A 26,312-nucleotide genomic window follows, 5' to 3' on the forward strand; every position below is an offset into this window, starting at 1 on the left:
GAGATAGTGCAGGGAGGGCGGTACAACGTAAAGGGGGTAGAAGCACCACGCCTCGCTCAAGGTCCTTGAGAGACACCCATAAGCGAGGCGTGGCATGCTATTGCTCTAAATCAACCGAACCGTCCGGTGATGTAGTCTTCGGTCTGCTTTTGCTTAGGCTTGGTAAAGATCAGGTCTGTCGACCCCACTTCGATCAATTCACCCAGGTACATGAACGCAGTGATATCCGAGCAGCGGGCGGCCTGTTGCATGTTGTGGGTCACGATCACAACGGTGAACTGCTCTTTCAGGTCCGTGATCAGCTGTTCAATCTTCATGGTTGAGATCGGGTCGAGCGCTGACGTGGGTTCGTCCAGTAGCAGTACACGGGGACGCAGGGCAATGGTCCGAGCAATACACAGGCGCTGCTGCTGACCACCGGAAAGACCCAAGGCGCTCTGCTGGAGCTTGTCCTTCACCTCATCCCACAATGCCGCGCCGCGAAGGGCCTGTTCCACGCGATCGTTCATTTCAACGCGGGACAGTTTCTCGTGATGGCGAATGCCATAGGCCACGTTGTCGAAGATCGACATCGGGAAGGGCACCGGCTTTTGGAATACCATGCCCACGGTGCTGCGCAGGCGGCTCAGCGAATACTTGGGATCGAGGATGTTCTCGCCATCAAGCAGGATCTCGCCGGTAGCCTTCTGATTGGGATATTCGGCGTAGATGCGGTTGAAGATACGCAGAAGCGTGGACTTGCCGCAGCCGGATGGGCCAATGATTGCGGTGATCTTGTTGGCCGGGATATCCAGGTTGATGGATTTCAGCGCGATATGGTTCTTGTACTGGAACCCAACGTTGCGCGCGCAGATTTCTGGCATATGCGTCTGAAGATTGCTCATTGGGCACCTTTATTACGGGAGAAAACGAAACGGGATAGAAGGCTCAGGACCAGGACAAAGATAGTCAGCAACAGCGCACCTGCCCATGCCAGGGCCTGCCAGCTTTCGAACGGGCTCATGGCGAACTGGAAGATGGTGACCGGCACACTGGCCATCGGCTTGAGCAGGTCGGAGTTCCAGAACTGGTTGCCAAAGGCGGTAAACAACAGCGGCGCTGTTTCACCGGTGATACGCGCCATGGATAGTAGAACGCCTGTTACCACACCAGCTTTGGCTGCGCGTAGCAGGATTTCAATGGTGACTTTCCACTGCGGAATACCCAACGCCAGGGCCGCCTCACGCAGGGAGGCAGGCTGCAGCTGAAGCATTTCGTCCGTGGTCCGGGTCACCACTGGAATCACCAGCATGGCCAGCGCAAGTCCACCGGCAAAGCCCGAAAAGCTGATCGAGCCGTTGGTGAACTGGTTCATCGGGATCACGACGGCGGTGTAGACGAACAGACCGATCACGATGGACGGGGCGGACAACAGGATATCGTTCACGAAACGAATCACCGTGCCCAGCCTGGAGGTACGAGCGAACTCGGCCAGCCATAGTCCGGCCAGAATGCCGATGGGCGCACCAATAGCCAGGGCAAGCAGGCTGATCAGCACGCTGCCATACAAGGCGTTGGCTAAGCCCCCTTCGGCGCCGGGCGGTGGCGTCATCTCGGTAAAGAGCGTCAGGCTCAGCGCACTACCACCCTTGATCAGGGTAGTGGCCAGAATCCAGACCAGCCAGCCAAGGCCGATGATCGCCGCCGCGCTGCTGAGCGTCATGGCGATGGCGTTCTTGATCTTGCGGGCGCGATAGAGGTTTTCGTTGACGGCCATCAATTACCTGCCCGACGCGACATACGCGCCAACATGAGACGGGCCAGCATCAGCACGATGAACGTGACGACGAACAGCAAAAAGCCCAAAGCGATTAGCGAGGAGCGGTGCAGGTCCGTGTAGGCCTCGTTGAACTCGTTAGCGATGACCGAAGCAATGGAGCTGCTGGGCATCATCAGCGACAGGGAAAGCTGGTGGGCGTTACCCAATACAAAGGTTACGGCCATGGTTTCTCCAAGCGCCCGTCCCAGGCCTAGGAAGATACCGCCGACGACTGCTGAGCGAGTGTAGGGAAGAACGATATCCCAGCAGACTTCCCATGTCGTCGAGCCCAATGCATAGGCTGATTCTTTCAGCTGTTGTGGAACGGTTCGGAAGACCTCGTACATCACCGATGTGATGAAGGGCAGAATCATGATCGCCAGAATAATGCCGGCGCTCAGCATACCGATACCCAGCGCCGGACCCTGGAAAAGACCGCCGATAACCGGGATAGCGCCTAGATAGTCATTGATCCAGGGCGCCAGATACTCCGCCATGAACGGGCCGAATACGAACAGGCCCCACATCCCGTAGATGATCGAGGGGATGCCGGCAAGCAGTTCGACTGCGGACGCAACCGGCGTACGCAGCCACGGTGGTGCGATCTCGCTCAGAAACAGCGCGATACCAAAACTGACCGGTACGGCCAGAATCAGCGCAATCAGAGAGGTAACCAGTGTGCCGTAGATAGGCACTAGGGCGCCGAAGCGTCCGTTGACCACGTCCCACTCGCTGCTGGTCAAGAAGGACCAGCCAAAGGTGGTAAAGGCCAGGCGACCACCCCAGAGTGTGGATACCGCTGCGCCAAGCATGACGAACAGGACAAGCAGTGCAGCGGTCAGCAGGGTAATACGGAACCAGCGGTCATGGCGCGTATCGCGTCTGGCACGCTGCTCTCGTTGTTCCCGGGTGGCGGTCGTATAGGGTATAGCGGGCATTTTTCAGGATCCTTCAGCAGTGCACCCCGCCTCGACGATCGAGGCAGGGTGCACGGGGAGGGGCAGTGGGGAATCAGCTCTTGAAGTCAGATGCCCAATACGCCTCGATCTTCTTGACCAGGGAGTCCGGCAGCGGAACGTAGTCCAGTGCAGCGGCATCCTTCTGGCCGTTTTCCAGGGACCACTTGAAGAAATCGAAGGCGACCTTGCTACGCTCGGCGTTCTTCGGCTCCTTGTACATGATCACCCACGTCGTGGCAGTGATTGGCCACGCGTCAGCACCTGGCGCGTTGGTCATCAGCAGGTTGAAGTCCTTGGAGGCGCCCCAGTCTGCAGTATCAGCAGCGGCCTGGAAGCTCTTCGCGTTGGGCTCAACAAAGGTGCCCGCCGCGTTTTTCAACTGAGCATGGGACATCTTGTTTTGCAGGGCATAAGCGTATTCGACGTAGCCGATGGAGTTCTTGATCTGCTTGATGTAGGCAGAAACCCCTTCGTTACCCTTGCCACCTACACCGGTCGGCCAGTTGATGGTGGTGCCGAAGTTGACCTTTTCCTTCCACTCAGGGCTAACCTTAGCCAGGTAGTTGGTGAAGTTGTAGGAGGTGCCCGAACCATCGGAGCGGTGTACGACGGTAATGTTAGCCGAAGGCAGCTTTAGATCCGGGTTCAGCGCGGCGATGGCCGGGTCGTTCCAGGTCTTGACGGTGCCCATGAAAATCTTGGCCAGGGTTTCGCCGTCCAGCTTCAGCTGACCGGGTGCAATGCCTTCCACGTTGACGACCGGCACGATACCGCCGATCACGCTGGGGAACTGGCCCAGACCTGACTTTTGCAGATCGTCAGTGCTCAGCGGGGCATCGGAGGCACCGAAATCAACCGTGCCCGCCTTGATCTGGGCAATACCGCCGCCCGAACCAATGGACTGGTAGTTGATACGGTTTTGGGTTTTCTGGCTGTAAGCCTGAGACCACTTCGACAGTACCGGATAGACGAAGCTGGAACCGGCGCCTGTAACGTCTGTTGCATGAGCAACCGTGCTCAGGCAGAGAGCAGACAGAAGAGCGGCAAGACGGAAAGTGCGAGTGGCGTACACGATGCCTCCTAGGCATGTCTGGCTGTTAAGTGAGGCAGAAGCTAGTTTGTGTACGTGAAATTAAAGCGACAAATATGTTACAGAATTATGAACAAGCGGCACTGAGCCATCAGGAGATTGTATCCAGGCGTGTTTTTTGGCTTTTAAATTGTCGTTATCCCCCTGAAAACAAAGGGTTCCGGAGGATATGGAAGGTTTATCCGAAATTTTTTGTCTATTTGTGCAAACCGACCGTGTGGGTGCTGTCACGGTCGGTTTTAAGACAGGTTATTACGTGAGTCAGCCTGGAAGGCTTAACGCGGTGATTCGGCATTACCTTCTTTCTGAGGGTCTTTTTCAGCTTCCTCAAGGCGCGCGGCATGATCAGCTTCTGCCGCGGCGGCACGCTCGGCATCGGCTGCCTGCTGATTACCGGCGGCTTCATGCTCCTTGGCCTTTTGCGCGTGTTCAGCAGCCTCCTTGCGGTGGTCCTCAGGCTGGTCATCACACCCGCCGAGTCCTGCCAGGGCCAAGGCTGTAAACAGGATGGCTAACCATTGGCGCATGGTGTACTCCCCCTTCTCATAATGATGTCGCTTGGAAGACAGCCGCTTTGCGTTAGTTCCAGCGAGGGCCACGCAAGCGGCTGTCTGCAGTGGTTGAGCCTGAAAACTGAGAACTACGGCAATGCTTGAGCAGAAAAAAACTGTGGCGGTAGAGGCGATGGGTATCGCTGTGCGCCACCCATCATGCGGGCGCTACGAAATGAGCCGTAGCGCCATGACCGGGCTTAGGTGTTGGCTGTCAGGACCTCTTCCATCCAGTGCACGACTGCTTCGCCATCGATGCCCATGCACACGTCGACAAGAGGTGACTGGTTCCACCGGTCTCCTACGAACTGGCGGCCTTCGGGTGCAAATACGGTCTGGCCTTCGGCAAGCCCCTCGGTTATCACGTTCAGGTGGCCGCGTACGGTCTGGAACCACTCCGGATGACGCAGGAATGCTACGGCGCAGCTGTCATGGGGTGTACAGCCGTCTATGCCCAGGGCCGATTTGTAGAACTTGGCATAGAAGGCGTAACTATGGGCCAAGAGTGGACCCAGGGTGCGGTGCGCTTCGGTGATGCGCTGCATGCGCACCGGATCGAGGCAGGTGCGGTGGGTAACGTCCAGGCCTACCAGCGTGAGCGGCCAGCCAGCCGTCATGACGCGGGCGGCTGCATGCGGGTCGGAAAACATGTTGGCTTCCGCCAGTGGCGTAACGTTGCCGCCCTCACGGATCGAGCCGCCCATGACGATCACCTGCTTTACGCGGTGGATAACGTCCGGATCAAGCTCCAGGGCCTTAGCCAGATTACCCAGCGGGCCGACAGCCACCAGGGTGATTTCGCCGGGGCGCTTGCGCGTTTCCTCGACAATGAACTCGGCCGCACTTTGGGACACCGCCTGACGCGTCGGGGCGGGCAGGTTCAGATTGCCCAGGCCGTCATCGCCATGCACATGGGCGGGAACAGGATGAGGCGTTTTTTCCAGCGGAGTACCCATGCCCTGGGCCACGGGAATGTCCTGACCCGCCAGCTCGACAAGCGATAAGGCATTACGCGTGGCCGTCTCGATCCAGACATTGCCGAAGGTGGTGGTCAGGCCAACCACTTCGATGCCCGGATCAGCCATGATGATGGCAATGGCCTGGGCGTCATCAATGCCCGGATCGGTGTCGAAAATGATAGGGGTTGTCATGCGATCATGTCCTTCTTGCTAAAGGGGGTGGTGGCGTTTGCATCAAGGCGCGCCAGGACCCGATAGGGGCACGGTAACTTTGCCGGTGGAAACGAGTCCACTGTTTCCTGCCTTTTTCTGGCCGTTACGGCCTTCTGCAAGAGGACGATAAGCATGATCAAGTCTCAGGGCTATGCCGCTCATTCCCCTCAGGATCAACTGGTACCGTACAACTTCGACCGGCGTGACGTGGGGCCACACGATGTACAGATCGATATTTTGTACTGCGGCGTCTGCCATTCGGACCTGCACACCGCGCGCAACGAATGGAAGAACACGCTATATCCGTCAGTACCAGGACATGAAATCGTTGGCCGTATCGTAGCGGTTGGTGATCATGTGACCCGTTTCAAGGTAGGCGATCTGGCTGGCGTAGGGTGCATGGTCGACAGCTGTCAGCAATGCTCTTCCTGCAATGAAGGGCTTGAGCAGTATTGCGAGAACGGTTTCGTCGGTACCTATAACGGGCCGGTCTTTGGCGGCGAGAATACCTATGGCGGTTACTCCGACAATATCGTCGTCAGCGAAAAGTTTGTTCTGAAGATCACCCATACCGAAAATCTGGCTGCCGTTGCGCCACTCCTGTGCGCCGGTATTACCACTTACTCGCCTCTCAGTCACTGGAAGGTTGGTCCGGGCAAAAAGGTCGGTGTCGTTGGTCTGGGCGGCCTGGGTCACATGGCGGTCAAGATTGCCCATGCAATGGGGGCCCATGTCGTACTGTTCACAACCTCGCCCGACAAGAAAGACGACGCGTTGAGACTCGGTGCTGACGAAGTGGTAGTGTCGAAAAACCAGGACGAGATGAATGCACACCTGAACAGCTTTGATTTCATCCTCAACTGCGTGGCCGCCTCGCACAACCTGGACGCGTTCATTTCCTTGCTCAAGCGTGACGGCACCATGACGTTGGTGGGCGCGCCCGGTGAGCCGCATCCGTCTCCCGAAGTGTTCAACCTGATCTTCAAGCGTCGCCAGATTGCCGGATCGCTGATTGGCGGAATTGCCGAGACCCAGGAAATGCTGGATTTCTGTGCCAAGCACAACATCGTCTCCGACATCGAAATGATCAAGATGCAGGACATCAACGAAGCCTATGAGCGCATGCTCAAGGGGGACGTGAAGTACCGTTTCGTGATCGATATGGCCTCGCTGGAAGAGGCCGCTTCTGTCGCCGCCTGAGCACCGACAGACAAAAGCCCGCCTTGTGCGGGCTTTTTTATGGGTGGGGTAGAAGGGCCAGTCGCTTGAGTTCAGTCATAACATGCCTTACGTGTGCCTCCACGGTCATATCGCCTTCCAGCCTAAGCACCGGGCAGGTACGCTGGCACAGCCAGGCGGTATGGTTAGCAAGGTCCTGCTCCCAACCGCGGGACCACTATCGTATTGAGCAGCCCAGTCCAGTGGACGTAAAGCTGTTGATGGCCCGGCAGGCCTAAGAGGAGGTTTGCACCATGACTGCCACACTAAGCGCACCGATTCCCAGTGATTACGAGGCACTGGTTGCCTGGGTGCCTACGGCTGACGCCTGCGCGCGCTGGGCAGGGCCCCAGCTCAGGTATCCGTTTACTGCCGTTGAGTTGCCGGAACTGCTGGAGGTGCCCGGCAAGAGCTTTTCATTGGTAGAAGGCGCCAATCGGCCGCTTGCCTTTGGGCAATACCGAACCGTCTCGCCCGATACCGTCCATTTGTGCCGCATCATCGTCTCGCCTGACTGGCGGGGCCACGGTTATGGCAAGCAGTTGTGCGAGCAACTGATTCGGCAGGCTGTGGCGGACACAGGCGCTTCCATGGTTACGTTGCGCGTCTACCGGGACAATGCCGTGGCACAGTCGCTGTACCACAAGCTCGGCTTCAAACCAGTGGAGCTGCGCTCGGATGTGGATGTCATTGGCATGCGACTGATCCTGGCCGAGCAAACCGGTTAGCAGCCGGGCGGCTCATTCTTTAAAAGCCAGATCAACCGGTCTGCCGTCCGCTGGAAATCAGGGTCTGAAGGGTGCGAAAGCAGCGCATCAAGGCGTAAGCTCATGGGCCGTCCTGTCCGTAGGGGAGGAAGACGCAGCAGAGGCCGCGCGCCGTTTGAAGCGCATGACCAGTGCATACAGGAGCGGGACGAAAAACAGGGTCAGCAGCGTGGCCGAGAGCATGCCGCCGAAAACGCTGGTGCCAATGGCGTGCTGGCTGGCCGAGCCCGGGCCCTGGGAAAACATGAGGGGCAGCACGCCGAACATGAAGGCTAGGGACGTCATGACGATAGGGCGCAGGCGCATCCGGGCGGCGTCCAGAATGGCCTGACGCAAGGGAGTGCCCTCATGCTGGAGTTCGCGGGCCACCTCAATGATGAGGATGGCGTTCTTGGCAGTGAGGCCCATGATGGTGATGAGGCCGACCTTGAAGTACAGGTCGTCCGGCAGTCCGCGCAGCGTAGTGGCCATGACCGCACCGATGATGCCCAGCGGAATCGCCAGGATGACCGCAAAAGGCACTGACCAGCTCTCGTAGAGCGCCGCCAGGCACAGGAAGATTACCAGAATGGACAGGCCGAACAGCAGAGGTGTCTGATCTCCGGACAGCCGCTCCTGATAGGACTGGCCTGCCCATTCGTAGCCGACACCGGTGGGTAGCTCGCCCACCAGGCGTGCCATGGTGTCCATCGCCTGGGTGGTGCTGTAGCCCGCCGCCGGTGTGGCGTTGATGGAGAGCGACGGGAAGCCGTTAAAGTGCTCGATAGCCATCGTGCCTACCGTCCATCTAAGCGTCACGAAGGTGCTTAGCGGCACCATCTCGCCGTCAGCATTGCGAACCCGGGCCTGGAGCAGGCTGTCAGGCTGTTGCCGGTCCTTGCCCTCCGCCTGGATGACGATTCGGCGGACTTGATTATCATGGATGAAATCTCCCACATAGAGCGAGCCGTAGAGGGTAGCCATGGTCGAATTGATCTCATCCACCGAGACGCCCATGCTCTGGGCTTTCAGGCGATCAATGGAAACCTTGAGCTGCGGCGTGTCGTCCTGCCCCGAGTAGGTGGCGGTAGCGAATACAGGATTCTGCCGTGCCAGTGTAAGGAGCTTGTCCTTGGCAGCCAGCAAGGCTTCGTGCCCAAGCCCTGCGCGGTCCTGAAGACGCATGTCGATACCGGCGGTGCGCCCCATGGAGGGCAGCGGCGGGGTGTTCAAGGCCTGGATAGTGACGTTGGGGATCGACGCGACGCCATTGGCAAAGTGCTCGTTCAGTCGTGCGATGATGGCATCGACGTGCTGATCGGGCGCCTTGCGTTCGGACCAATCCTTGAGCGTAGGCCAGATCATGGCAGCGTTCTCGCCGCCGCCAAAATAACTGAAGCCCTGCAGGGTGAAGAGCTGGCCGACTGAAGGATCGCTGCGCAGATAGGCCTGCACTTCCTTTACGACCTGATGCGTCATTTCCTGGGTCGAGCCGGTGGGAAGCAGCACGACGGTGGCAAAACTGCCCTTGTCTTCGTTCGGCACAAAGGAGCCGGGCAGGCGGCTGAACAGGAGCGCCAGCACGGCCAGCAGAACGAGATACAGCAGCACGAAGCGCACCGGGCGATTCAGGACACCGCCCAGGCTGCGTTGATAGTCTGCCGATAGGGAAGCTGCCCAGCGGCCCACTCTGCCCAGGCTGAGCGTATCGGTCGCTGCCGGTTTGAGCAGCGTTGCGCACAGGGTGGGCGTCAGCGTGAGCGCCAGAAATGCCGAAAAGGCCATCGGCACGGCTAGCGCCACGGAGAACTGCCGGTAGATCGAGCCCGTAGCGCCTTCGAAAAAGGCCATGGGAATGAACACAGCCGTGAGCACCAGCGTAATCGCCACAATGGCGCCGCTGATCTGCTGCATGGCCTTGAGCGTTGCCTCACGGGGCGCCAGTCCTTCCTCGCGCATGATGCGTTCGACGTTTTCCACCACTACGATGGCATCATCCACCAGAATCCCGATAGCCAGGACCATGCCGAACAGGGTCAGCACGTTGATGGAGAAACCCAGTGCCAACATGGCGCCACAGGTGCCAGCCAGGGCTATTGGTACCACGATGGACGGGATCAGCGTGGCGCGCAGGTTTTGCAGAAACACCAGCATGACCAGAAAGACTAGCACCATCGCCTCGATCAGCGTATAGGCCACTTTCACGATGGACATCTGCACGTAGGTCGTCGTATCGAACGCCGTCTGGTAGTGCATGCCCGGTGGGAACTGCTGGGACAACTCCGCCAGTGTGGCCTTGACCGCCTGCGCCGTGCTAAGCGCGTTGGCGCCGGGGGCAAGCTTGATGGAAATGGCGCCGCAAGGCCTGCCGTTCACGTAAGACGGATAGGTGTAGTAGTTGCCGCCCAGCTCGACACGGGCCACATCCTGAATGCGCAGGGCCGACCCGTCCGGGTTGACTCGCAAGGGAACCGCGCCAAAGGACTGCGGCGTATCGAGGGTTTCCTCAACCGTCAGCGGGGCCGTCAGTGTGGTATTGGCGGGCACCGGAGGCGTGCCAATGGCGCCGAGGGTAATGCGCTCGTTGTAGCGGTTGATGGCGCTGACCATATCTGAAGTGGTCACGCCCATGGCGGTGAGCTTGTGGACGTCTGGCCAGATTCGCATGGCATATTCGGGGCTATAGACCTCCACCTTGCCCACGCCGGGCACACGCAGGAGGGCAGGGCGCACCACGGTAGTGGCGTAGTCGCCCATCTGGATATGTGTGATGTTCGGGTTGTCTGCCAGAAGCGTGACGAACAGCAGGTCGTTGTCACCACTCTTGTCCACTTCGATTCCCTGGCGCCGTACGCTTTCCGGCAGGCGCTCCTCGACGCGCTTGATGCGGTTCTGCACTTCAATGGAGGCGATCTGCGGATTGGTACCCGGCTCGAAGGACAGGCCGATTTCCACCTCGCCCGTGGCGGTACTGTCGGAGGCGAAGTACAGCAATCCCTCAATACCACTCAGCTCGCGCTCGATAACGGAGGTAACGGTACGTTCGATGACTTCGGCCGAGGCACCCGGGTAGTAGGCCTGTATGCCTACCCGCGGAGGCGAGACGTTTGGATATTGCTCCACCGCCAGACGCAGCGCCGTAAGGCCTCCGCCTAGAAAAATCATGATGGCGACGACCCAGGCGAATACCGGGCGCGCAATGAAAAACGAGGACATGGTCTGCGCTTACTCTTTTGAGGCGACGGGCTGGGTCGTCAGGGCGGCTTGCTTGGGTTCTACGGCTTGGCCGTCCTTCAGGGCGCTGCCACTGAGAATGACCCGCTCGCCGGCGTTCAGGCCGTCCGTGACGCGCCACTGGTTGCCTTCGAGCGTATCGGCGGAAATCGGGCGGCTGTGGGCGTGGTTGGTCTCGTCGACAACCATGGCATACGCGCGTTCGCGTCAGGGCCTGTTGGGGAATAAGAACAGCCTGCTTCTCGCTAGGTTGCTGCAATTCAACCTGTACATACATGCCTGGTAGCAGCAGATGGTCCGGGTTGTCGAAGATGGCGCGCATGGCTACGGTGTCGGTCTTTTCATCCACGGCCCAATCGGAGAAGAGCAGGGTGCCGTTCAAGGGGTAGGTCGAGCCATTGCTCAGTCGCAGGCGCAGGATGGGCTTCTCGCGTTTGTCGGTCTGCTGAAGGCTCTGCCGGAGCGCCAGGGAATCAGCCATGGGCTGGGCAAAATTCACATAGATCGGGTCGATCTGTTCGACTGTAGTGAGCTTGGTGCCTTCATCCTGACCGACCAATGCACCCTCGGTGACCTCGGCCCGGCGTGCGCGGCCGGCAATCGGCGAGGTCACGTTGGCATAGGCGAGCTTGAGGCGGGCGCTTTGTACCTTGGCTTCGGCTGCCTTCTCGGTTGCCCGCGCCTGCTTCTCGGTAAAGAAGTCCTTGCGGTACTGCTGGGCACTGATGGACTCATCGGCCATCAGTTGCCTGGAGCGTTTGGCAATGTCCTCGGCCGCATCGGCAGCCGCCCGTGCCTGGGCCAGCTCGGCTTCTGCCGCAGCCAACTCGGCCTTGAGCGGAGCCGGGTCGATACGAAACAGCAACGTACCGGCTTTGACCTCCTGGCCCTCCTGGTAGGTGCGAGCCTCCACGATACCTTCCACGCGGGCACGGACTTCTGCCGTACGATAGGCCTCCATCCGGCCGGTGAGACGCGTGGTCAGCGGCTCCGTCGAGGGCGTAACCGTTGCGATGTCCACCTTCGGGACGGCTGGCGTTTGCGTTTCGGCTGCCTTTTCGGTGGGTTCACAACCTTGGAGCAACACGGCCAGTGCCAGCAGCGCGCCCTTTACCACATCCTTCATGCGCTCACCCGGGCCATGCAATAGACATCCACGTAGGCACCGTCACGATAGGCATAGGCGATCTGAGTGCCCTCGTGAACAAAGCCGAATTTTTCATACAGGGCGATAGCCGGCGCGTTATCCGTGTATACCGTCAGCTCAACACGCTTGAGGTTCATCCAGTTGTCGGCGGCATCGATCAGTGCCGCCATCAGCTGGGTTCCCACGCCTTTACCAGTGTGGTCATCCCCAACCGCAATGACCAGCTCCGCCACATGAATCCGCCGGCCTTTCATACGGTTGAGCGTTGCAAAGCCCAACACGTTGCCTTGCTGTTCGGCCAGTACCCGAACGTCTTCAGCGGGGTACTGCTTGATCCAGTCGCTCATGCTCTGAGTGGGTCGGTAGGGTAGGCGCAGCGTACCCCGGCGCGTGCCCGGCTGGTTCAGAATCGATGCCAAAGCCTCGGCATCGCTCTCGCGGATAGCGCGTAGGGTAATGGTCATGAGTCCTCCTTGATTCAGGCCCGTTGTCGGTCAACGATCTCGCCTGAGCGTTCCAATGGTGCGACCGACGCCGCCAGTAATTCCTGAGTATACGGGTGTTGTGGCGCCTGAAAGATCCGGCAGGCCTCGCCGTGTTCCACGACCTTGCCATCCTTGATGACAATCAGATCATGGGCCAATGCCCGAACCACGGCCAGATCATGGCTGATGAACAGATACGTTAGCCCATGAATCGCTTGCAGGTTACGCAACAGGTCGACAACCTGCTTTTGAACGGTACGATCCAGAGCAGACGTGGGCTCGTCGAGCAATATCAGCTCGGGTTGCAGCACAAGCGCCCTCGCGATGGCGATACGCTGGCGTTGGCCGCCCGAAAACTCATGAGGATAGCGGTGCCGTGTTTCAGGATCGAGACCTACTTCCTGTAAGACCCGAATGATCGCCGATTCCCGCTCTTTGGGTGTGCCGATCTCATGGATATCCAAACCCTCACGGATGATCTGCGCGACGGACATCCGTGGGCTCAGGCTGCCGAACGGGTCCTGAAACACAACCTGCATGTGGCGACGAAGCGGACGCATCTGCCTGGCGTTAAACGTTTCAATCGCCTGCCCCTGAAAGCGGATACCGCCCTGGGCCTGCACCAGTCGCAGGATCGCCTGGCCTAGGGTGGACTTGCCTGAGCCGGACTCGCCCACGATGCCCAGGGTACGGCCTTTCTTCAGCTCGAAGCTCACACCGTCCACCGCCTTGACATAGTGGCGCTGGCGGCTGAACAACGGTTTGGGCAACGGAAACCAGACGCGTACATCCTGCGCCTGTATCAGCGAGGCATCGCTGGTTGTTGCTACCGGCCCGCCGTCGGGTTCGGCATCGATCAGCATGCGGGTATAGGTATGCTGAGGTGCGGAAAAAAGGGCCTGACAGCTGTTCTGCTCAACTACCACGCCGTTACGCATCACACAGACACGCTGGGCAATGCGCCGGACCAAATTCAGGTCATGGCTGATAAGCAGCAACGACATGCCAAGGCGCGCCTGGAGGTCCTTCAGGAGTTCGAGGATCTTCTGCTGCACGGTCACGTCCAGGGCTGTGGTGGGCTCGTCGGCGATCAGTAATTCCGGCTCGTTGGCCAGCGCCATGGCGATCATCACCCGCTGGCGCTGGCCACCCGAGAGCTGATGCGGGTAGGCCTTGAGCCGCTTGAGCGGTTCGCGTATGCCGACCAGTTCCAATAATTCGATCACTCGTGCACGCGTGTGCTTGCCGCCCAAGCCCTTGTGCAGCGCCAATACTTCGCTGATCTGCCGTTCCACAGTATGCAGCGGGTTGAGGGATGTCATGGGTTCCTGAAAGATCATGGCGATACGGTTGCCGCGCAGGGTGCGCAGACGCTTTTCGTCTGCGGTCACGAGATTTTCGCCGTTGTAGCAGATGCCGCCGGAGGTTGTGGTAATAGACGCAGGCAGCAGGCGCAGGATCGAGTGAGCCGTGACGGATTTGCCCGAGCCGGATTCGCCCACCAGCGCCAGACATTCGCCACGGCGAATATCCAGGTCGATACCGTGTACGACTTCCTGGCCGGAAAAAGCCACTCTCAGATCGCGGATTTCAATCAGACTCTCGGTCATCACACAGCCCTCGGGTCGAATGCATCACGGAAGGCTTCGCCAATAAAAACCAGCAGGCTCAAGATCAGGGCGAGGGCGAAAAAGGCGGTCATCGCCAGCCAGGGTGCTTGCAGGTTCTGCTTGCCTTCGTTGGCCAGCTCCCCTAGCGACGCGGTGCCGATCGGCAGGCCAAAGCCCAGGAAGTCCAGGGCGGTCAGCGTTGTAATGGCACCGGTAATGATGAAGGGAACGTACGTAAGCGTGGAGGTCATCGCATTAGGCAGGATGTGCCGCCACATGACCTTGCGATCAGACAGCCCCAGCGCCCGTGCCGCTTTGACGTACTCCAGACTGCGCCCGCGCAAGAACTCGGCCCGAACCACGTCTACCAGCGCCAGCCAGGAAAAAAGCGCCATGATGCCCAGCAGCCACCAGAAGTTGGGTTCCACGAAGCCGGACAGGATGATCAGCAGATACAGAACCGGCAGGCCTGACCAGATTTCGATAAAGCGCTGCCCCAGCAGGTCCACCCAGCCCCCGTGATAGCCCTGCAGAGCACCTGCGGTGATCCCGATAACGGCGCTGACAGCGGTTAGTGCCAAGGCAAACAGGATGGAGATGCGTGCGCCGAAAATTACTCGTGCCAGCACATCACGGGCCTGACTGTCGGTGCCCAGCCAGTTTGTTTCCGACGGCGCACTGGGTGCCGGGACGGAGAGGTCGTAGTTCACCGTATCGTCACTGAACGGAATGGGTGGAAAGACCATCCAGCCGCCTTGGTCCTCTATCAGTTTCTGTACGTACTCACTGCGATAGTCCGGCTGGAAGGGCAGCTGGCCGCCAAGTTCGGTTTCGGTATAGCGCTTGAATATCGGGAAATACAGCGAGCCGTGGTAGCCCACTACCAGGGGTTTGTCGTTGGCGATCAGCTCGCCACACAGGCAAGTCACCAGCAACCCGCAAAAGATCCAGAGTGACCACCAGCCGCGACGGTTGGCCCTGAAGCGGGCAAAGCGGCGTTGGCTCAAGGGTGACAGTGTCAGCATCAGGCGTTCCTCGCCGAAAAGTCGATGCGTGGATCGACCAGGGTGTAGGAGATGTCCCCGGCCAGTTTGATCAGCAGGCCAAACAGCGTGAAGATGAACAGCGAGCCGAATACCAGCGGATAGTCACGGTAGAGCGCCGCCTCGTAGCTCATGCGACCCAGGCCGTCGAGCGAAAAGATCACCTCGATCAGCAGGGAGCCGGCAAAGAACACCTCGATCAGTGCCTGGGGAATACCGGCAATGACCAGCAGCATGGCATTGCGAAATACATGCTTGTACAGCACGCCGCGCTCAGTAAGCCCTTTAGCCCGCGCCGTGACCACATACTGGCGGCTGATTTCGTTCAGAAAGCTGTTCTTGGTCAAAATGGTCAGGGTAGCGAACCCGCCAATGACCAAGGCCGAAACAGGCAGTACCAGATGCCAGAAATAGTCCACTACCTTGCCCGCGAGGCTGAGCTGGTCAAAGTTCTCCGAGGTAAGCCCTACGGCGGGAAACAGACTGAAATAACTCCCACCGGCAAACACCACGATCAGGAACATGGCGAACAGAAAGGCCGGCAAGGCATAACCCACGATGATGGCGGTGCTGGTCCAGATATCGAATGCGCTGCCATGGCGGATCGCCTTGCGTATCCCGAGGGGAATCGAGATCAGGTAAGTAATCAGTGTGGCCCAGAAGCCAAGTGAAAGGGATACCGGCAGCTTTTCCAGAATCAGGTCCGTTACCTTGGCACCACGGAAAAAGCTGTTACCAAAATCCAGGTGCGCGTAGTTCCTGATCATCAGCCAAAGGCGCTCAAGCGGTGGCTTGTCGAAGCCGTACTGCCGTTCGATTTCCTTGATCAGCTCAGGGTCCAAGCCTCTGCTACCCCGTGAGCCGGATGAGGCTCCGGCCGCCCCATCATGGCTGCCTCCTGCGATACCGCCCTGGTTGCCCATGCCTTGCAGGCGAGCAATGGCCTGATCCACCGGGCCGCCAGGGGCCGCCTGGATAATGACAAAGTTGACGATCAGGATGACCAGAAGCGTAGGCACAATGAACAGCAGGCGTCTGAGAATATAGGCTGCCATCAGGGTTTCTCCTGTAGCCGCTCGGCCATCTGCTCGTGGGTGAGCGAGGTTGGGCTGATTTCCCACCAGGTGTCGAGGCCCTCTTCATAAGCGGGAGCGATACGAGGCCGGCCGAAACGGTTGCGAAACACGCTGGGCTCGCCGTCCGAGTAGTAATGCGGAATCATGTAATAACCCCATTGCAGCACCCGGTCGAGCGCACGGGCGTAATGCACCATCTCATCGCGACTCCTGGCATTGGCCACGCCTTCGATAAGCCGATCGACGACTGGATTCTTCAGGTTGATGGCGTTGGAGCTACCCACCCGGTTGGCACTGTCGGAGCCGTAATAATCAAAGAGTTCCCGCCCTGGTGATGCGCTGGGATCGCCTCCCCGGGGAAAGCCGGTCACGATCATGTCGTAGTCACGGCTGTTGGTGCGGTTGATGTACTGCGCTGTGTCCACGTTGCGAATATTTAGCTCAATGCCTATTTGTGCCAGCGTCCGCTTGAAGGGCAGCACCATCCGTTCAAAACCGGATTGCCCGTTGAGAAAGGTAAAGATCAGGGGATCGCCGTTGGCGTTGACGAGCTGGTCGCCCTTGGGATGCCAGCCGGCGGACTCAAGCAGGTACAGGGCTTCGAGCTGCTTGTCCCGAATAAAGCCCGAGCCGTCGGTCTTGGGCGGCTGGAACACCTCGGTAAAGACTTCATCCGGTATCTGGCCTCTAAAGGGCTCGAGGATTTTCAGCTCCTGTGCATCCGGTAGCTGTGTGGCAGCGATTTCGGTCTTGGGAAAGTAGCTCTGCTGGCGTTTATAGAAGCTGCGCATGAGCTGCTTGTTGGTCCACTCAAAATCCCAGAGCATGGCAATGGCCTCTCGGACGCGGCGATCCTGAAAGAAGGGGTTGTCCAGGTTGAAGACAAAGCCTTGAGCGCGGACGGGCTTTCCTGTCGCCAGGATGTCTCGCTGCAAGCGCCCATCGCGCAGGGCGGGGCTGTCGTAGCGGATGGTATAGCCTGTGGCGGAGTACTCGCGGTTGTAGTCGTACGCGCCGGCCAGCAGGAGCTCGCGGGCGACATCGGTGTCGGCAAAGAAGTCGACGGTGAGCATGTCGAAATTGTACAGCCCTCGCGTCACCGGCAGATCCTTTGCCCACCAGTCCTTGACGCGCTCGAATGCGACGGTACGGCCCGGATCGACGTGCGAGACCTTGTAAGGTCCGCTCCCCAGCGGCGGCTCAAAGCCGTTACCGTTGGCAAAGTCCCGGTCTTTCCACCAGTGCGCTGGTAGGATGTGCATGGACGCCAGATCCAGCGCCAGACTGCGGTTTTCGTTCGTCTTGAAGGTAAACAGGATCTGCCGGTCGCTTTCAATGGTGACGTCTTTTACGTCACCGTACAGCTGCCGAAAGCTCAGGCTCGCCTTGGTCATCAAGGTCTCGAAAGTGAAGCGAACATCCTCAGCCAGAACGGGCATACCGTCATGAAAGCGTGCCTTGGGGTTGAGAAAGAAGCGTACCCAACGGTTCTCCGGGTCGCGCTCCATCTGTTCGGCAATCAGGCCATACACCGTATAGGGCTCGTCCAGCGAGCGATAGGCCAGCGGCTCGTAGACCCAGGCATTGATCTGGTCGACGCCAGTGCCCTTGTCTAGATAGGGCAGCAGGAAGTTGAAACGGTCGATCGATTTGGCTGAGCGTCTGAGCGAGCCTCCTTTGGGCGCGTCGGGATTCACATAGTCGAAATGCTCAAAGCCTTCGGGATACTTGGGCGGATCGCCATAGACCGTCATGTAACTGTGTGGCGTGGCCAATAACGCCGATGAAACGAGGCAGGAAACAAGCAGTACCATCAAGCGGCTATACGTGTGGATCGACCCTGTTGAAAACACCGCTTCACTCCTTATGAACGACACGCGTTGACGCTCGGTTCAGTCTGTCCAGACCTGAATCACTAGATGCCCGCAACACTCGAACCCGGCAACTGACGCTGCCGGGTTCGACCTCTCACATAAACTTGTAATCAAAGCCTACGCGCAGATAACGGCCCATGGGGTCGTACTGGGAGATGTCGTAGTAGTAGTTACTGCCCAGAGCAGGGTCATACGGTGGCTTCTTGTTGGCAATGTTTTCCAGGGAAGCCCGTAATGTAAGGTTCTTGAATCCTCTGTAGCTGACCGATGCATCGAACTGGCTATAGCTGCTGATCTTGTCCTTGCCCTCAGTGGCCAGGGAGTCCAGGTAGGACTGGTGATAGCTGCCCGTGTAGAGCCAGCTCAAGCGTGTGCTCCAGTCACTGTAGTTCCAGGTCAGCCCGGTATTGGCTTTCCAGCGCGGCATGGCTGCCCAGTAATTACCACCTGCCACGTTGATCAAGGAAGCGCCTGGATACTCCGGATAGCGATAATCCTTCAAATAGGTCCAGTCGCTGGTCAATATGAAGTCGCCAAAGCCATCAGTAGGCAGGCGCTGCGCCAAGGTCAGCTCATAGCCGGAAGTCTTCAGGTGACCCAGGTTCTCGTACCGTGTGATCACGCGAGTTAGGTGGCCATCCTCATCACGAATGACTTGGCCGGGATAGCTGTCCTGATTCTCGATTACATAGTTCGCCGAGACGGCATCAATATAGTTCTCGATGTCGATGTGGTAGTAATCAAGTCCGATGGTGGTGAGCGGTGTGGGTGCAAATACAACGCCCAGGCTGATGTTTTTGGTGCGCTCAGGCTTGAGCTCCGGATTCGACTCCTGAAAGCGGTTGATGTTGAAGTTCTGGCCTGGGCGAAGCGGATCATAAGGGTCCGTTGCGGTGATATAGGAAACAGAGGCGCTATCGGCGTTTTCCGGTATGGTCGGCGCGCGGAAACCACGGCTCCAGGAACCACGGAACGTGACGCGATCCTCCGGCTGCCAGCGAAAGCCAAACTTGGGTGAGAAGGCCTTGCCAAAATCGCTGTACCAGTCCGCACGGCCCGAGGCATTCAGCTCCAGGCTGTCGAGTACCGGGATGGTGGACTCGGCGAAAAGCGCCTTGACGACGCGATTACCCGAAAATGAATTCAGCCCCGAGTTCATGACCTCTCCCGAAAGGATTTCATCAGCTGCCGGTGTATTCATCGACTCTGAACGGATTTCGCCGCCTAATGCCAGCCCGATAGGGCCGCTCGGCAACTCATACAGATCGGAGTTGGAAAACGTAAAGTTGGCAGCCTTGGTCTTCGTATGGCCGATGCGGGTGCTATTGATCAGCAGCCCACGCGCCGCATCGGGGGTAAGCTCGGGATTGTTGAAGTTGTACGTCCCATTATTGAGCGCATCCTGCAAGGCTGAGTAGCCCAGCGTTTTGCTGTTGTTCTCAACGCGGTTTCCCGCGTATGACAGGTTGGCGTTCCAGTCCCAGGCCGTATCGGCAATCGTTCCCCTGAAGCCGGTCATGACGCGGTAGGAATCCTCGTCGATCTTGGATGTGCGGCCACCGGGCTGCAGGAAGGAGGTGCTGAACGGCGTATCAGCTCCGAACGGGTTGTAGGGGTTGCCGGCAGGCAGAATATTGGGAACGCGCTCGACCTCGCCAGCTGCGTTATAGTGGTAGCTGCTGCTTGAGAAGGCGGCTGGCGCATAGCTCTGCCACGTATGGGTCTGGCTGTAGAGCACCTCACCGTATCCTTCGAGGTTATCGCTGAAGCGGAACGTGCCGCGAGCATAGCTGTTGTAACGCTCAGTTTTGGGAATAACCGTCATCCAGGGCTGGATGTTATAGCCACAGACGTTGCTGGAGTAGGGTAGCCCGAAGCTGGAGTAGGGCATCAGTTGCGAGCCTGCCGGGCATGTCGTGGAGTACGGCTCTTGCCCCGAAGGCCGCCAGACGTTAGTTGTTCCCCAGCCGGTGTATCCGGCAAAGCCAGGCTTGGTGTAGTTGCCGCTGGCCAGATAATCCCGGTCGCTGGCCATGACCATGTCACGCTGATAGGCATCCAGACCAAACGAGATATTGAAGCGGTCCTCGTCCAGATTGCCGATACCGCCCGTGAGATAACCACTCTTCTGATCGCCGCCGCCATCATCGCTCCAGCCGCGATCGGCGCCAAATGTAATGCCTTCGTCCTTCTGCTTGAGAATGATGTTGACGACGCCGGCGACCGCATCGGACCCGTAAACGGAAGATGCACCATCCTTGAGGACTTCAATGCGATCCACAGCTGACATTGGAATGGTGTTGATGTCGGCAAAAACGTCCGACAGGTTTTGTGCAAAAGCGTAATTGGGCAGCCGCTGGCCATTTACCAGGACCAGTGTGTATTTCTGGCTCAGATTACGCAGCGCAATACCGGCTGCACCGGGCGCAAAGCTGTTGCTGAAACTCTCGTTATAACTCTGCCCGCCATTGGCGGCGAGATCCTTGAGGAAGTCAGCTACGGTCACCCTGCCTGACTCGCGGATCTCCTCGGCGCTGATGACCTGCACCGGGTCTGCCTTGGCACTGTCCGAGCCACGAATATTCGAGCCGGTCACAGTCACGTTATTGAGGCGTGTTTCCGCGCGTGCTTCGGTGACATTGCTTTCATCCGTGGCTTCCGGTGTCTGTGCATAAACAGTGGATGCAAGGCCGCCCAGGGCTAACAGAATGGCAGGAAGCGGACGGTTGATGGCGCAGGCAAGCGGCTGTTCAGAAAAGCGTGGAGCGGACTTCAACATGATCAATTCCTTTTAAGGTAGCTGATATCGGCGAGGCCTCAGAGGGCTCGACGAACACCCGATCTGATCAGTGCGTCTGTAGCGGCTGTACAGGCGCTGTTATTCAATTCAACAGTGATACCGGTCTTACCCAGCCGAAAGGCCGGGCGTAGGCAAAAGGGGTTAGAAGTGATAGGTCGCACGGGTGAACAGCGTGCGGCCCAGCGGGTCGGTGTAGCGGGGGTCGTAGCCGCTCTGGAAGGTATCGGCCTGGTTTGAGAACGGCGGATCACGGTCAAAGAGGTTTTTGACGCCTACGTCCAGATCCAGCGTTTTGTTCCAGGTGTAGCTTGCGCTCAAGTCCCATACCGAATAGGAGGCCACACGCTCATGGCCCTCAGTGTCGTAGTCGCGATAGCGGGACTGGAACCGGTTAGTGAGCGATGCGCTATAGGGCCCTTTGGCCCAGCTGGCGGTCAGCGCATGTTTCCAGCGAGCTACGACGCGACCATCGCCCCCAGAGGCGTAATTACCCACGTTATCGATGTAGGCACCACCCTTTTGCTCCTGGTAGTCGTAGCGGTTGACCACCGTGCCTTGCAGCGTCAGGCCAAACTGGCCGTACGGCGAAGTCGGGAATCGATAGTCCAGGGTTACGTCAACACCATTGGTTTTGACTTTCCCCAGGTTGGCTAGACCTGTGACGATATAGTCGATTGAACCATCGGCTGCTCGCACAATACGATCAGAGTAGGTTTCGGGATTATCAAAGACAGAGGCTTCCGGAAACTCCTCGATCTGGCCGGAAATATCGATCCACCAGAAATCCAGCCCGACGGACAAATTACGCACGGGTTGATAGACAAAACCGAGCGTGACGTTACGTGCAGTTTCCGGTGCTAGGTCCTGATTGCCGCCGCTTCGATTGCGGAATTGCTGCGAGCAGTCTCGGCTGGCTAAGCCGCCTGCAGCGGCGTTACCACCCGGGCAAAGTGACGGGTCGTTGTAATCGCCTGCGGTCCAGGTGATAAAGTTCGGGTTATACAGTTCATACAGTGAAGGCGCTCGGAAGCCCTCGCTGTACGCCCCGCGAACTACTAGTTCCTTTATGGGCTGGAAGCGGAAAGAGTATTTGGGGTTGGTTGTGCCGCCTACATCGCTGTACTTATCGTGACGTACCGCGGCAGTAAGCTCCAGCGAGTCGAGTACAGGCACGTTAAGCTCGGCATATTCGGCACTAACATGTCTGTCGGCAGAAACAGAGCCAGCAGGGTCTACGCCAAGGCTACTGAGGTTGCCTGCCCACTCTTCAATGGATGTTGAAAACTCTTCTTTACGGAACTCACCGCCAATGGCTAGCGCAGAGGGGCCTGCACCAAACCAATCACCAATCTCACGGCTTACACGCCCGTCCACTGCTTTAACTCGACCTGCTGCGGTCTGGTAATCACCGCTCAGATTGCTTGAACTCAACAGGTTTAAACCTTCCTGGGTCTGTTCGCCGAAGGGGTTTAGCGTGCCGTTGGCAATCCCTTCGGTAATCAGTGCATCATCCGTATAACCGCTGTGCAAACTGCTAACGACCTTATTCTCGTTGTAGGACGCTCCTACGTTGTAATCCCATCCTGCGACGTTGCCATCAAACGTAAGTTGAAGGCGCTGGCTGGTGTTCTGGTCATACTGAACACGAGGGCCCGTTGCTTCCTGACGAAAGTCCACGCCAACAGGCTGAGTCGGGTCGATTGCAAAAGAGGTAGGGGCTGGGGTTATGCCACTCCCTGGGTAAAACGCTGTGCCTGGATTGATCTCAAGACCTGTAACCAGGCTTGGGCCGATGATTGTTGTGTTGTTATTGCGAGCCCAGAAATAGTCGAGGCTGACGTTATGATCGTCACCAAGCTTGCCTGTAGCCTTGGAAAAGATAGAAGTCTTTTCTGTTTCAGGCAGCGCATCGATGTAGCTACGCGTGCTATAGCGGCAGTTTCCGTTGGCATTGATCAGGTTAGGGCCGCTGCAGCCCGAGGCCGCCGCCGGATTTTCGCTAAAACCATTCTGGTTGTAGGTGGCCGGAAAAGCCCGGCCCGAGGTGCCGTTCAAACCGCGTTCGGGTTGATAGTCTTTGGTAAAGGAGCGATCAATCGCCGAAAGGTGGTGCTGCTTGTCATAGTTGAGCACACCGAAGACATTGAAGCGATCGTTCTCCAAGTCCCCGAAGCCCCAGCTGCCATTGAAGTTGCGACTTTCCCCGCCACCTGAATGGGTCGGATAGTCATACCCCACGCTAACCTGCCCATCTGTGACACTGGTCTTGGTGATGAAGTTGATGACGCCTCCAATAGCATCCGTACCGTACAGGGCAGAAGCGCCATCTCGCAGGATCTCGACGCGATCCAATGCGGCGAAGGGAATAGTGTTGAGGTCAACAGCGCTGCCATCGATAGCATTGTTTGCCAGGCGGCGGCCATTTAGCAGAACCAGCGTCTTGTTGGCACCAATGCCGCGCATGTCAGCAAATGAGGCACCACCCGTACTTTCACCCACGGCTCTACTGGCGTTGTAATTGGATTGACTTGCCACGATACGGCTTACCAGTTCCTCGGTAGTCCGTACACCTTCCTTTTGCAGTTGCTCCGTTCGCAGGATGGTTACAGGCACGGCGGTTTCCGCGTCAACCCGGCGGATGGCGGAGCCAGTCACCTCAATGCGCTGTAACTGGGTTGTCGATACTGCTGCTTCGGGCGAAGCGGCTACGGCTGCAGCGGTAGACGGTGGCGCTTCCTCTTCCGTTGCCTGCTGCGCATGGACCAAAGGTGCTACGCCAAGGGCCAGGCACAACGGTATGAATCGATACCGATGTACGGCCGCGGCGAGCGAAGTGGGAGCAAACGGTTTGGCTATATCTCTCATCATCACTCTTTCATCCCCAAAGGTGAGGCGTTGTTTGTGTGGCTTTATGGGCCGCCTGTGCGCCGGTGGGTTGTGCCTTCCCGGGCGATTTCTCTTTTTTGAAGCAGCCGTTCCCCAACCCGCTTACGCAAGCGCAAGCGCAAGCGGGACGGCTGTACAGCAGGGGATCTAGCGGGAGGTCATGACCGCGATGCGGGTGATGCCCGAACGTTCGATGGACGCCATGGCCTTGGCGACCTGCCCATAATTCACGCCTTCATCGGCTTGCAGCCGGACGCGTACTTCCGGGTCCTTAGCTTTCACATCCTTGAGGCTGGTCTCCAGGAGTTCAGGTTGCAGCTCGGACTTGTCCAGGTAGAACTTGCCGTCCTTGTCCACACTGACGATCACCGGGTCCTTCTGCTCGGCCGGGGCCACGGCATCGGTCTTGGGCAGGTTGACCTTGATGGCATTGGTCATCAGCGGCGCCGTCACGATGAACACCACGAGCAGTACCAGCATCACATCCACAAGGGGCGTGACGTTCATCTCGCTCAGTACTTCATCGCTGTCTTGGGTTGAAAAGGACATTAGCTAGCCTCCCTCATGTCAGCGGCGGTGTGGGATATCGGCTGGCGGGTCACCACAAAGGCGCTGCGCTGGGCCAGGCTGTCAAAGTCGTGAGCGAAGTCTTCCATCAGGGCGGCGGCCAGCTTCAGGCGGCGCAGGAAGAAGTTGTAGACCAGTACCGCAGGAACCGCGACGGCAATCCCTACACCGGTCGCGATCAGGGCATGACCGATAGGGCCTGCCACGGTTTCAAGGCTGGCGGAGCCGGAGGCACCGATGCTCTGCAGGGCTTCCATGATACCCCATACGGTACCGAACAGGCCGATGAAAGGCGAGGTACTGCCGATACTGGCGAGAACGGCCAGACCGCTTTCCAGCGCACGCCGCTCCTTCTGGATCTGCTGGCGCAGGTTGCGTTCAAGGCGGTCCGAGCGGTTGATGGTCTGGGCCAGCTGCTGGGTATTCTTGGGGGACTCGGTGGTGACCAGTGCGGCAAAGCCGCTGTTGGCGATACGGGCTAGAGCGCCTGGGTATTGCGCAGAATGCTCGGCGGCAGTGAGCAGGTCCGGCGCCGCCCAAAAGGCTTTCTGAAAGCGCTTGTTCTCGCCTTTCTGCTTGGTGAACTGGATACCCTTGATGAGCAGGATCGCCCAGGTCACTACGGAAAACAGAATCAGCGCCCAAAGTACGCCGGGAACAATCAAGGAAGTCAGTGAGCTGTTCATATCGTTACCCTCGTAAGTCGTCTTGTCGGTACAAGCGGCCGCTGGTTATTGAGGCAGCTTGAAATCAATGGTCTGTGTGGCGAAGCCTTCGATAGGCGTGTCGCCGCGCTTGGCCGGTATGAATTTCCAGCCGCGTACCGCTTCTACCGCTGCATCATCCAGCTGCTTCTTGCCGCTAGACCTGGTCACGTCCACGCTACCAGCACGCCCATTGGGCAGGACGCGGATGCGCAGGGTGACGCTGCCTTCCCAGCCCCGGCGCAATGCCAGCGAGGGGTATTCAGGCGGCGGATTACCCAGACTGGCGAGGCCTGAAACCGCAGCGGTTTCCTTGACCGGCGCCGGTGGGGCGGGCGGTGCAGGCGGCGCTTTGGGAGCCGGTGGCGCAGGGGTTGGCTGCGGCGGCGCGGGTGGCGCAGGCGGTGTAGGCTTTTGCACGGGCTTAGGCTTGGGCTTGGGTTTTTCAACCGGCTTGGGCTTTGGCTTCTCGGGCTTGGGCGGTGGCTTGACGGCATTCTCGTCCACCGGTGGCGGCGCAGGCTCCTCGACCTTGGGCGGCTCGGGTTCCGGCGGCGGTGGAGGAGGCGGGGGCGGAGGTGGCTCCGGCGCAGGCGGCGTAGGGCTAGAAAATTCCACGACCATTTCGGGGATCTTGGGTGGTGTTTCCAGTTGTTCAGCCGGCGCGTTATTGATGTACCACCAGATACCGCCATGAAGCAGAAGAGATAACCCTGCCAATAGCGATAAGTCTCGACGCGATACACTACGTAACGAAGAACGGTTCGGTTTGAACGGTATATCTAATACCTGATTTTGGCTCGCCTTATTGGTATGAAGCCCTCCGGCTTCAACTTTAGTAACAGCATTACCCATCAAACGTCCTCTGCATTAAATCGACAACACGAAGCCATCGAGCCAATAAAGGCCCGCTCCAAGTAACAGCGCGTCGTAATTAGTTAGGACGTTGCTTACGTTGTAGTATTGGCTGCATCAGTCGAACAGGGCTTTTGGCCCTTAGTTACCAAAAGTGCGTTCAGCACATTGAGGCAATCCGATAAGTACGGCGTTGTTGTTTTCATCTTAATTCCCAGCGGGTTGGTGAGAATCATCAACGTCTTTTACTGAGCAATGCATGTGCCAATGTAACGAAAATGTATCAAATTTCTGAATGGCTGCTGAATGGTCGCAAAATTGGAGCATTTATACGGTCAAGCGACTTTTTGGGGTCAACTCAGATACATTTTTTGTTGTGTAACTGCACTGTTTGTGTGCGGTCATCTCTTTTTTAGAGCAGGCAGGGTGAGACTAAACTGAAGCTATTTAATAACTCATTAAATATTTTATAAGTTGATGATAAGTGTCCTTGATAT

At 58.2% G+C, this 26,312-nt stretch carries 19 protein-coding genes and 1 pseudogene; 2 read left to right on the forward strand and 18 right to left on the reverse strand.

The window, feature by feature from the left end; all coding sequences use genetic code 11:
- Positions 1–110 precede the first annotated feature (110 nt).
- The 6 genes from pstB to GM154_RS03875 form a co-directional block, all read right to left on the reverse strand.
- Complete coding sequence (gene pstB, locus GM154_RS03850) at positions 111–884, reverse strand: phosphate ABC transporter ATP-binding protein PstB (RefSeq protein ID WP_010795788.1); 774 nt, start codon at positions 882–884, stop codon at positions 111–113.
- Positions 881–1,756 (reverse strand): phosphate ABC transporter permease PstA, encoded by an 876-nt coding sequence (gene pstA, locus GM154_RS03855; RefSeq protein ID WP_010795787.1) that lies wholly within the window; start codon positions 1,754–1,756, stop codon positions 881–883. Before pstA ends, pstB begins: the two co-directional genes overlap by 4 nt.
- Positions 1,756–2,736, reverse strand: coding sequence for a phosphate ABC transporter permease subunit PstC (gene pstC / locus GM154_RS03860; RefSeq protein ID WP_074822064.1), 981 nt, complete (start codon positions 2,734–2,736; stop codon positions 1,756–1,758). Before pstC ends, pstA begins: the two co-directional genes overlap by 1 nt.
- Positions 2,737–2,809: 73 nt before the next feature.
- Positions 2,810–3,829, reverse strand: a complete 1,020-nt coding sequence (gene pstS, locus GM154_RS03865) for a phosphate ABC transporter substrate-binding protein PstS (protein WP_150346605.1) — start codon at positions 3,827–3,829, stop codon at positions 2,810–2,812.
- Positions 3,830–4,122: 293 nt separating this feature from the next.
- A complete protein-coding gene (locus tag GM154_RS03870; protein WP_019366389.1) occupies positions 4,123–4,374 on the reverse strand; it encodes a hypothetical protein in 252 nt (83 codons plus the stop codon).
- A gap of 224 nt (positions 4,375–4,598) precedes the next feature.
- Complete coding sequence (locus tag GM154_RS03875) at positions 4,599–5,549, reverse strand: nucleoside hydrolase (protein WP_219651053.1); 951 nt, start codon at positions 5,547–5,549, stop codon at positions 4,599–4,601.
- 153 nt (positions 5,550–5,702) lie between these two features.
- Between GM154_RS03875 and GM154_RS03880 the strand changes: the two genes are divergently transcribed.
- Entirely contained in the window at positions 5,703–6,770 is a 1,068-nt protein-coding gene (locus GM154_RS03880) for an NAD(P)-dependent alcohol dehydrogenase (protein ID WP_219651054.1), read from the forward strand.
- Positions 6,771–7,042: 272 nt separating this feature from the next.
- Entirely contained in the window at positions 7,043–7,516 is a 474-nt protein-coding gene (locus GM154_RS03885) for a GNAT family N-acetyltransferase (protein WP_219651055.1), read from the forward strand.
- Between the two features lie 87 nt (positions 7,517–7,603).
- On the opposite strand, the gene GM154_RS03890 is transcribed toward GM154_RS03885, so the two are convergent.
- The 12 genes and pseudogenes from GM154_RS03890 to GM154_RS03945 all read right to left on the reverse strand — a co-directional run bounded on the left by GM154_RS03890 (position 7,604) and on the right by GM154_RS03945 (position 25,815).
- On the reverse strand, positions 7,604–10,750 hold the full coding sequence (locus GM154_RS03890; RefSeq protein WP_219651056.1) for a multidrug efflux RND transporter permease subunit: 3,147 nt from the start codon (positions 10,748–10,750) through the stop codon (positions 7,604–7,606).
- 280 nt (positions 10,751–11,030) lie between these two features.
- A pseudogene (locus GM154_RS25565) lies at positions 11,031–11,894 on the reverse strand (efflux RND transporter periplasmic adaptor subunit); the annotation flags it as partial.
- Complete coding sequence (locus GM154_RS03900; RefSeq protein ID WP_074822079.1) at positions 11,891–12,379, reverse strand: GNAT family N-acetyltransferase; 489 nt, start codon at positions 12,377–12,379, stop codon at positions 11,891–11,893. The gene GM154_RS03900 and the pseudogene GM154_RS25565, both read right to left, overlap by 4 nt.
- A 14-nt stretch (positions 12,380–12,393) precedes the next feature.
- On the reverse strand, positions 12,394–14,010 hold the full coding sequence (locus GM154_RS03905) for an ABC transporter ATP-binding protein (RefSeq protein ID WP_219651057.1): 1,617 nt from the start codon (positions 14,008–14,010) through the stop codon (positions 12,394–12,396).
- Positions 14,010–15,035 carry an ABC transporter permease gene (locus tag GM154_RS03910; RefSeq protein ID WP_219651058.1) on the reverse strand — a complete coding sequence of 342 codons (1,026 nt, stop codon included), beginning with the start codon at positions 15,033–15,035 and terminating at the stop codon, positions 14,010–14,012. Before GM154_RS03910 ends, GM154_RS03905 begins: the two co-directional genes overlap by 1 nt.
- Entirely contained in the window at positions 15,035–16,108 is a 1,074-nt protein-coding gene (locus GM154_RS03915; protein WP_219651059.1) for a microcin C ABC transporter permease YejB, read from the reverse strand. The genes GM154_RS03910 and GM154_RS03915 overlap by 1 nt, the downstream gene beginning before the upstream one ends.
- The gene (locus GM154_RS03920; protein ID WP_219651192.1) at positions 16,108–17,943 is read right to left on the reverse strand and encodes an extracellular solute-binding protein; all 1,836 of its coding nucleotides are present in this window, start codon (positions 17,941–17,943) and stop codon (positions 16,108–16,110) included. The genes GM154_RS03915 and GM154_RS03920 overlap by 1 nt, the downstream gene beginning before the upstream one ends.
- A gap of 154 nt (positions 17,944–18,097) precedes the next feature.
- Positions 18,098–20,782, reverse strand: a complete 2,685-nt coding sequence (locus GM154_RS03925; RefSeq protein ID WP_219651060.1) for a TonB-dependent receptor — start codon at positions 20,780–20,782, stop codon at positions 18,098–18,100.
- A gap of 162 nt (positions 20,783–20,944) precedes the next feature.
- Positions 20,945–23,671, reverse strand: coding sequence for a TonB-dependent receptor (locus tag GM154_RS03930; protein WP_219651061.1), 2,727 nt, complete (start codon positions 23,669–23,671; stop codon positions 20,945–20,947).
- 165 nt (positions 23,672–23,836) lie between these two features.
- The gene (locus tag GM154_RS03935) at positions 23,837–24,238 is read right to left on the reverse strand and encodes a biopolymer transporter ExbD (RefSeq protein ID WP_010795766.1); all 402 of its coding nucleotides are present in this window, start codon (positions 24,236–24,238) and stop codon (positions 23,837–23,839) included.
- Positions 24,238–24,942: a MotA/TolQ/ExbB proton channel family protein gene (locus tag GM154_RS03940; RefSeq protein WP_219651062.1), complete on the reverse strand. Its 705-nt coding sequence runs from the start codon at positions 24,940–24,942 to the stop codon at positions 24,238–24,240. The genes GM154_RS03935 and GM154_RS03940 overlap by 1 nt, the downstream gene beginning before the upstream one ends.
- Before the next feature lie 45 nt (positions 24,943–24,987).
- Positions 24,988–25,815, reverse strand: coding sequence for an energy transducer TonB (locus tag GM154_RS03945; protein ID WP_219651063.1), 828 nt, complete (start codon positions 25,813–25,815; stop codon positions 24,988–24,990).
- Between the last annotated feature and the right edge of the window lie 497 nt (positions 25,816–26,312).

The sequence above is a fragment of the Pseudomonas sp. MAG002Y genome (genome assembly GCF_019400845.1).
In the GTDB taxonomy this organism is placed as follows: domain Bacteria; phylum Pseudomonadota; class Gammaproteobacteria; order Pseudomonadales; family Pseudomonadaceae; genus Chryseomonas; species Chryseomonas luteola.

Excerpts from the sequence above, each read along its gene's own strand:
- pstB (WP_010795788.1), bottom strand. The coding sequence starts at position 884 with ATGAGCAATCTTCAGACGCATATGCCAGAAATCTGCGCGCGCAACGTT.
- pstA (WP_010795787.1), bottom strand. The coding sequence starts at position 1,756 with ATGGCCGTCAACGAAAACCTCTATCGCGCCCGCAAGATCAAGAACGCC.
- pstC (WP_074822064.1), bottom strand. The coding sequence starts at position 2,736 with ATGCCCGCTATACCCTATACGACCGCCACCCGGGAACAACGAGAGCAG.
- GM154_RS03870 (WP_019366389.1), bottom strand. The coding sequence starts at position 4,374 with ATGCGCCAATGGTTAGCCATCCTGTTTACAGCCTTGGCCCTGGCAGGA.
- GM154_RS03875 (WP_219651053.1), bottom strand. The coding sequence starts at position 5,549 with ATGACAACCCCTATCATTTTCGACACCGATCCGGGCATTGATGACGCC.
- GM154_RS03880 (WP_219651054.1), top strand. The coding sequence starts at position 5,703 with ATGATCAAGTCTCAGGGCTATGCCGCTCATTCCCCTCAGGATCAACTG.
- GM154_RS03885 (WP_219651055.1), top strand. The coding sequence starts at position 7,043 with ATGACTGCCACACTAAGCGCACCGATTCCCAGTGATTACGAGGCACTG.
- GM154_RS03890 (WP_219651056.1), bottom strand. The coding sequence starts at position 10,750 with ATGTCCTCGTTTTTCATTGCGCGCCCGGTATTCGCCTGGGTCGTCGCC.
- GM154_RS03900 (WP_074822079.1), bottom strand. The coding sequence starts at position 12,379 with ATGACCATTACCCTACGCGCTATCCGCGAGAGCGATGCCGAGGCTTTG.
- GM154_RS03905 (WP_219651057.1), bottom strand. The coding sequence starts at position 14,010 with ATGACCGAGAGTCTGATTGAAATCCGCGATCTGAGAGTGGCTTTTTCC.
- GM154_RS03910 (WP_219651058.1), bottom strand. The coding sequence starts at position 15,035 with ATGCTGACACTGTCACCCTTGAGCCAACGCCGCTTTGCCCGCTTCAGG.
- GM154_RS03915 (WP_219651059.1), bottom strand. The coding sequence starts at position 16,108 with ATGGCAGCCTATATTCTCAGACGCCTGCTGTTCATTGTGCCTACGCTT.
- GM154_RS03920 (WP_219651192.1), bottom strand. The coding sequence starts at position 17,943 with ATGGTACTGCTTGTTTCCTGCCTCGTTTCATCGGCGTTATTGGCCACG.
- GM154_RS03925 (WP_219651060.1), bottom strand. The coding sequence starts at position 20,782 with ATGTTGAAGTCCGCTCCACGCTTTTCTGAACAGCCGCTTGCCTGCGCC.
- GM154_RS03930 (WP_219651061.1), bottom strand. The coding sequence starts at position 23,671 with ATGATGAGAGATATAGCCAAACCGTTTGCTCCCACTTCGCTCGCCGCG.
- GM154_RS03935 (WP_010795766.1), bottom strand. The coding sequence starts at position 24,238 with ATGTCCTTTTCAACCCAAGACAGCGATGAAGTACTGAGCGAGATGAAC.
- GM154_RS03940 (WP_219651062.1), bottom strand. The coding sequence starts at position 24,942 with ATGAACAGCTCACTGACTTCCTTGATTGTTCCCGGCGTACTTTGGGCG.
- GM154_RS03945 (WP_219651063.1), bottom strand. The coding sequence starts at position 25,815 with ATGGGTAATGCTGTTACTAAAGTTGAAGCCGGAGGGCTTCATACCAAT.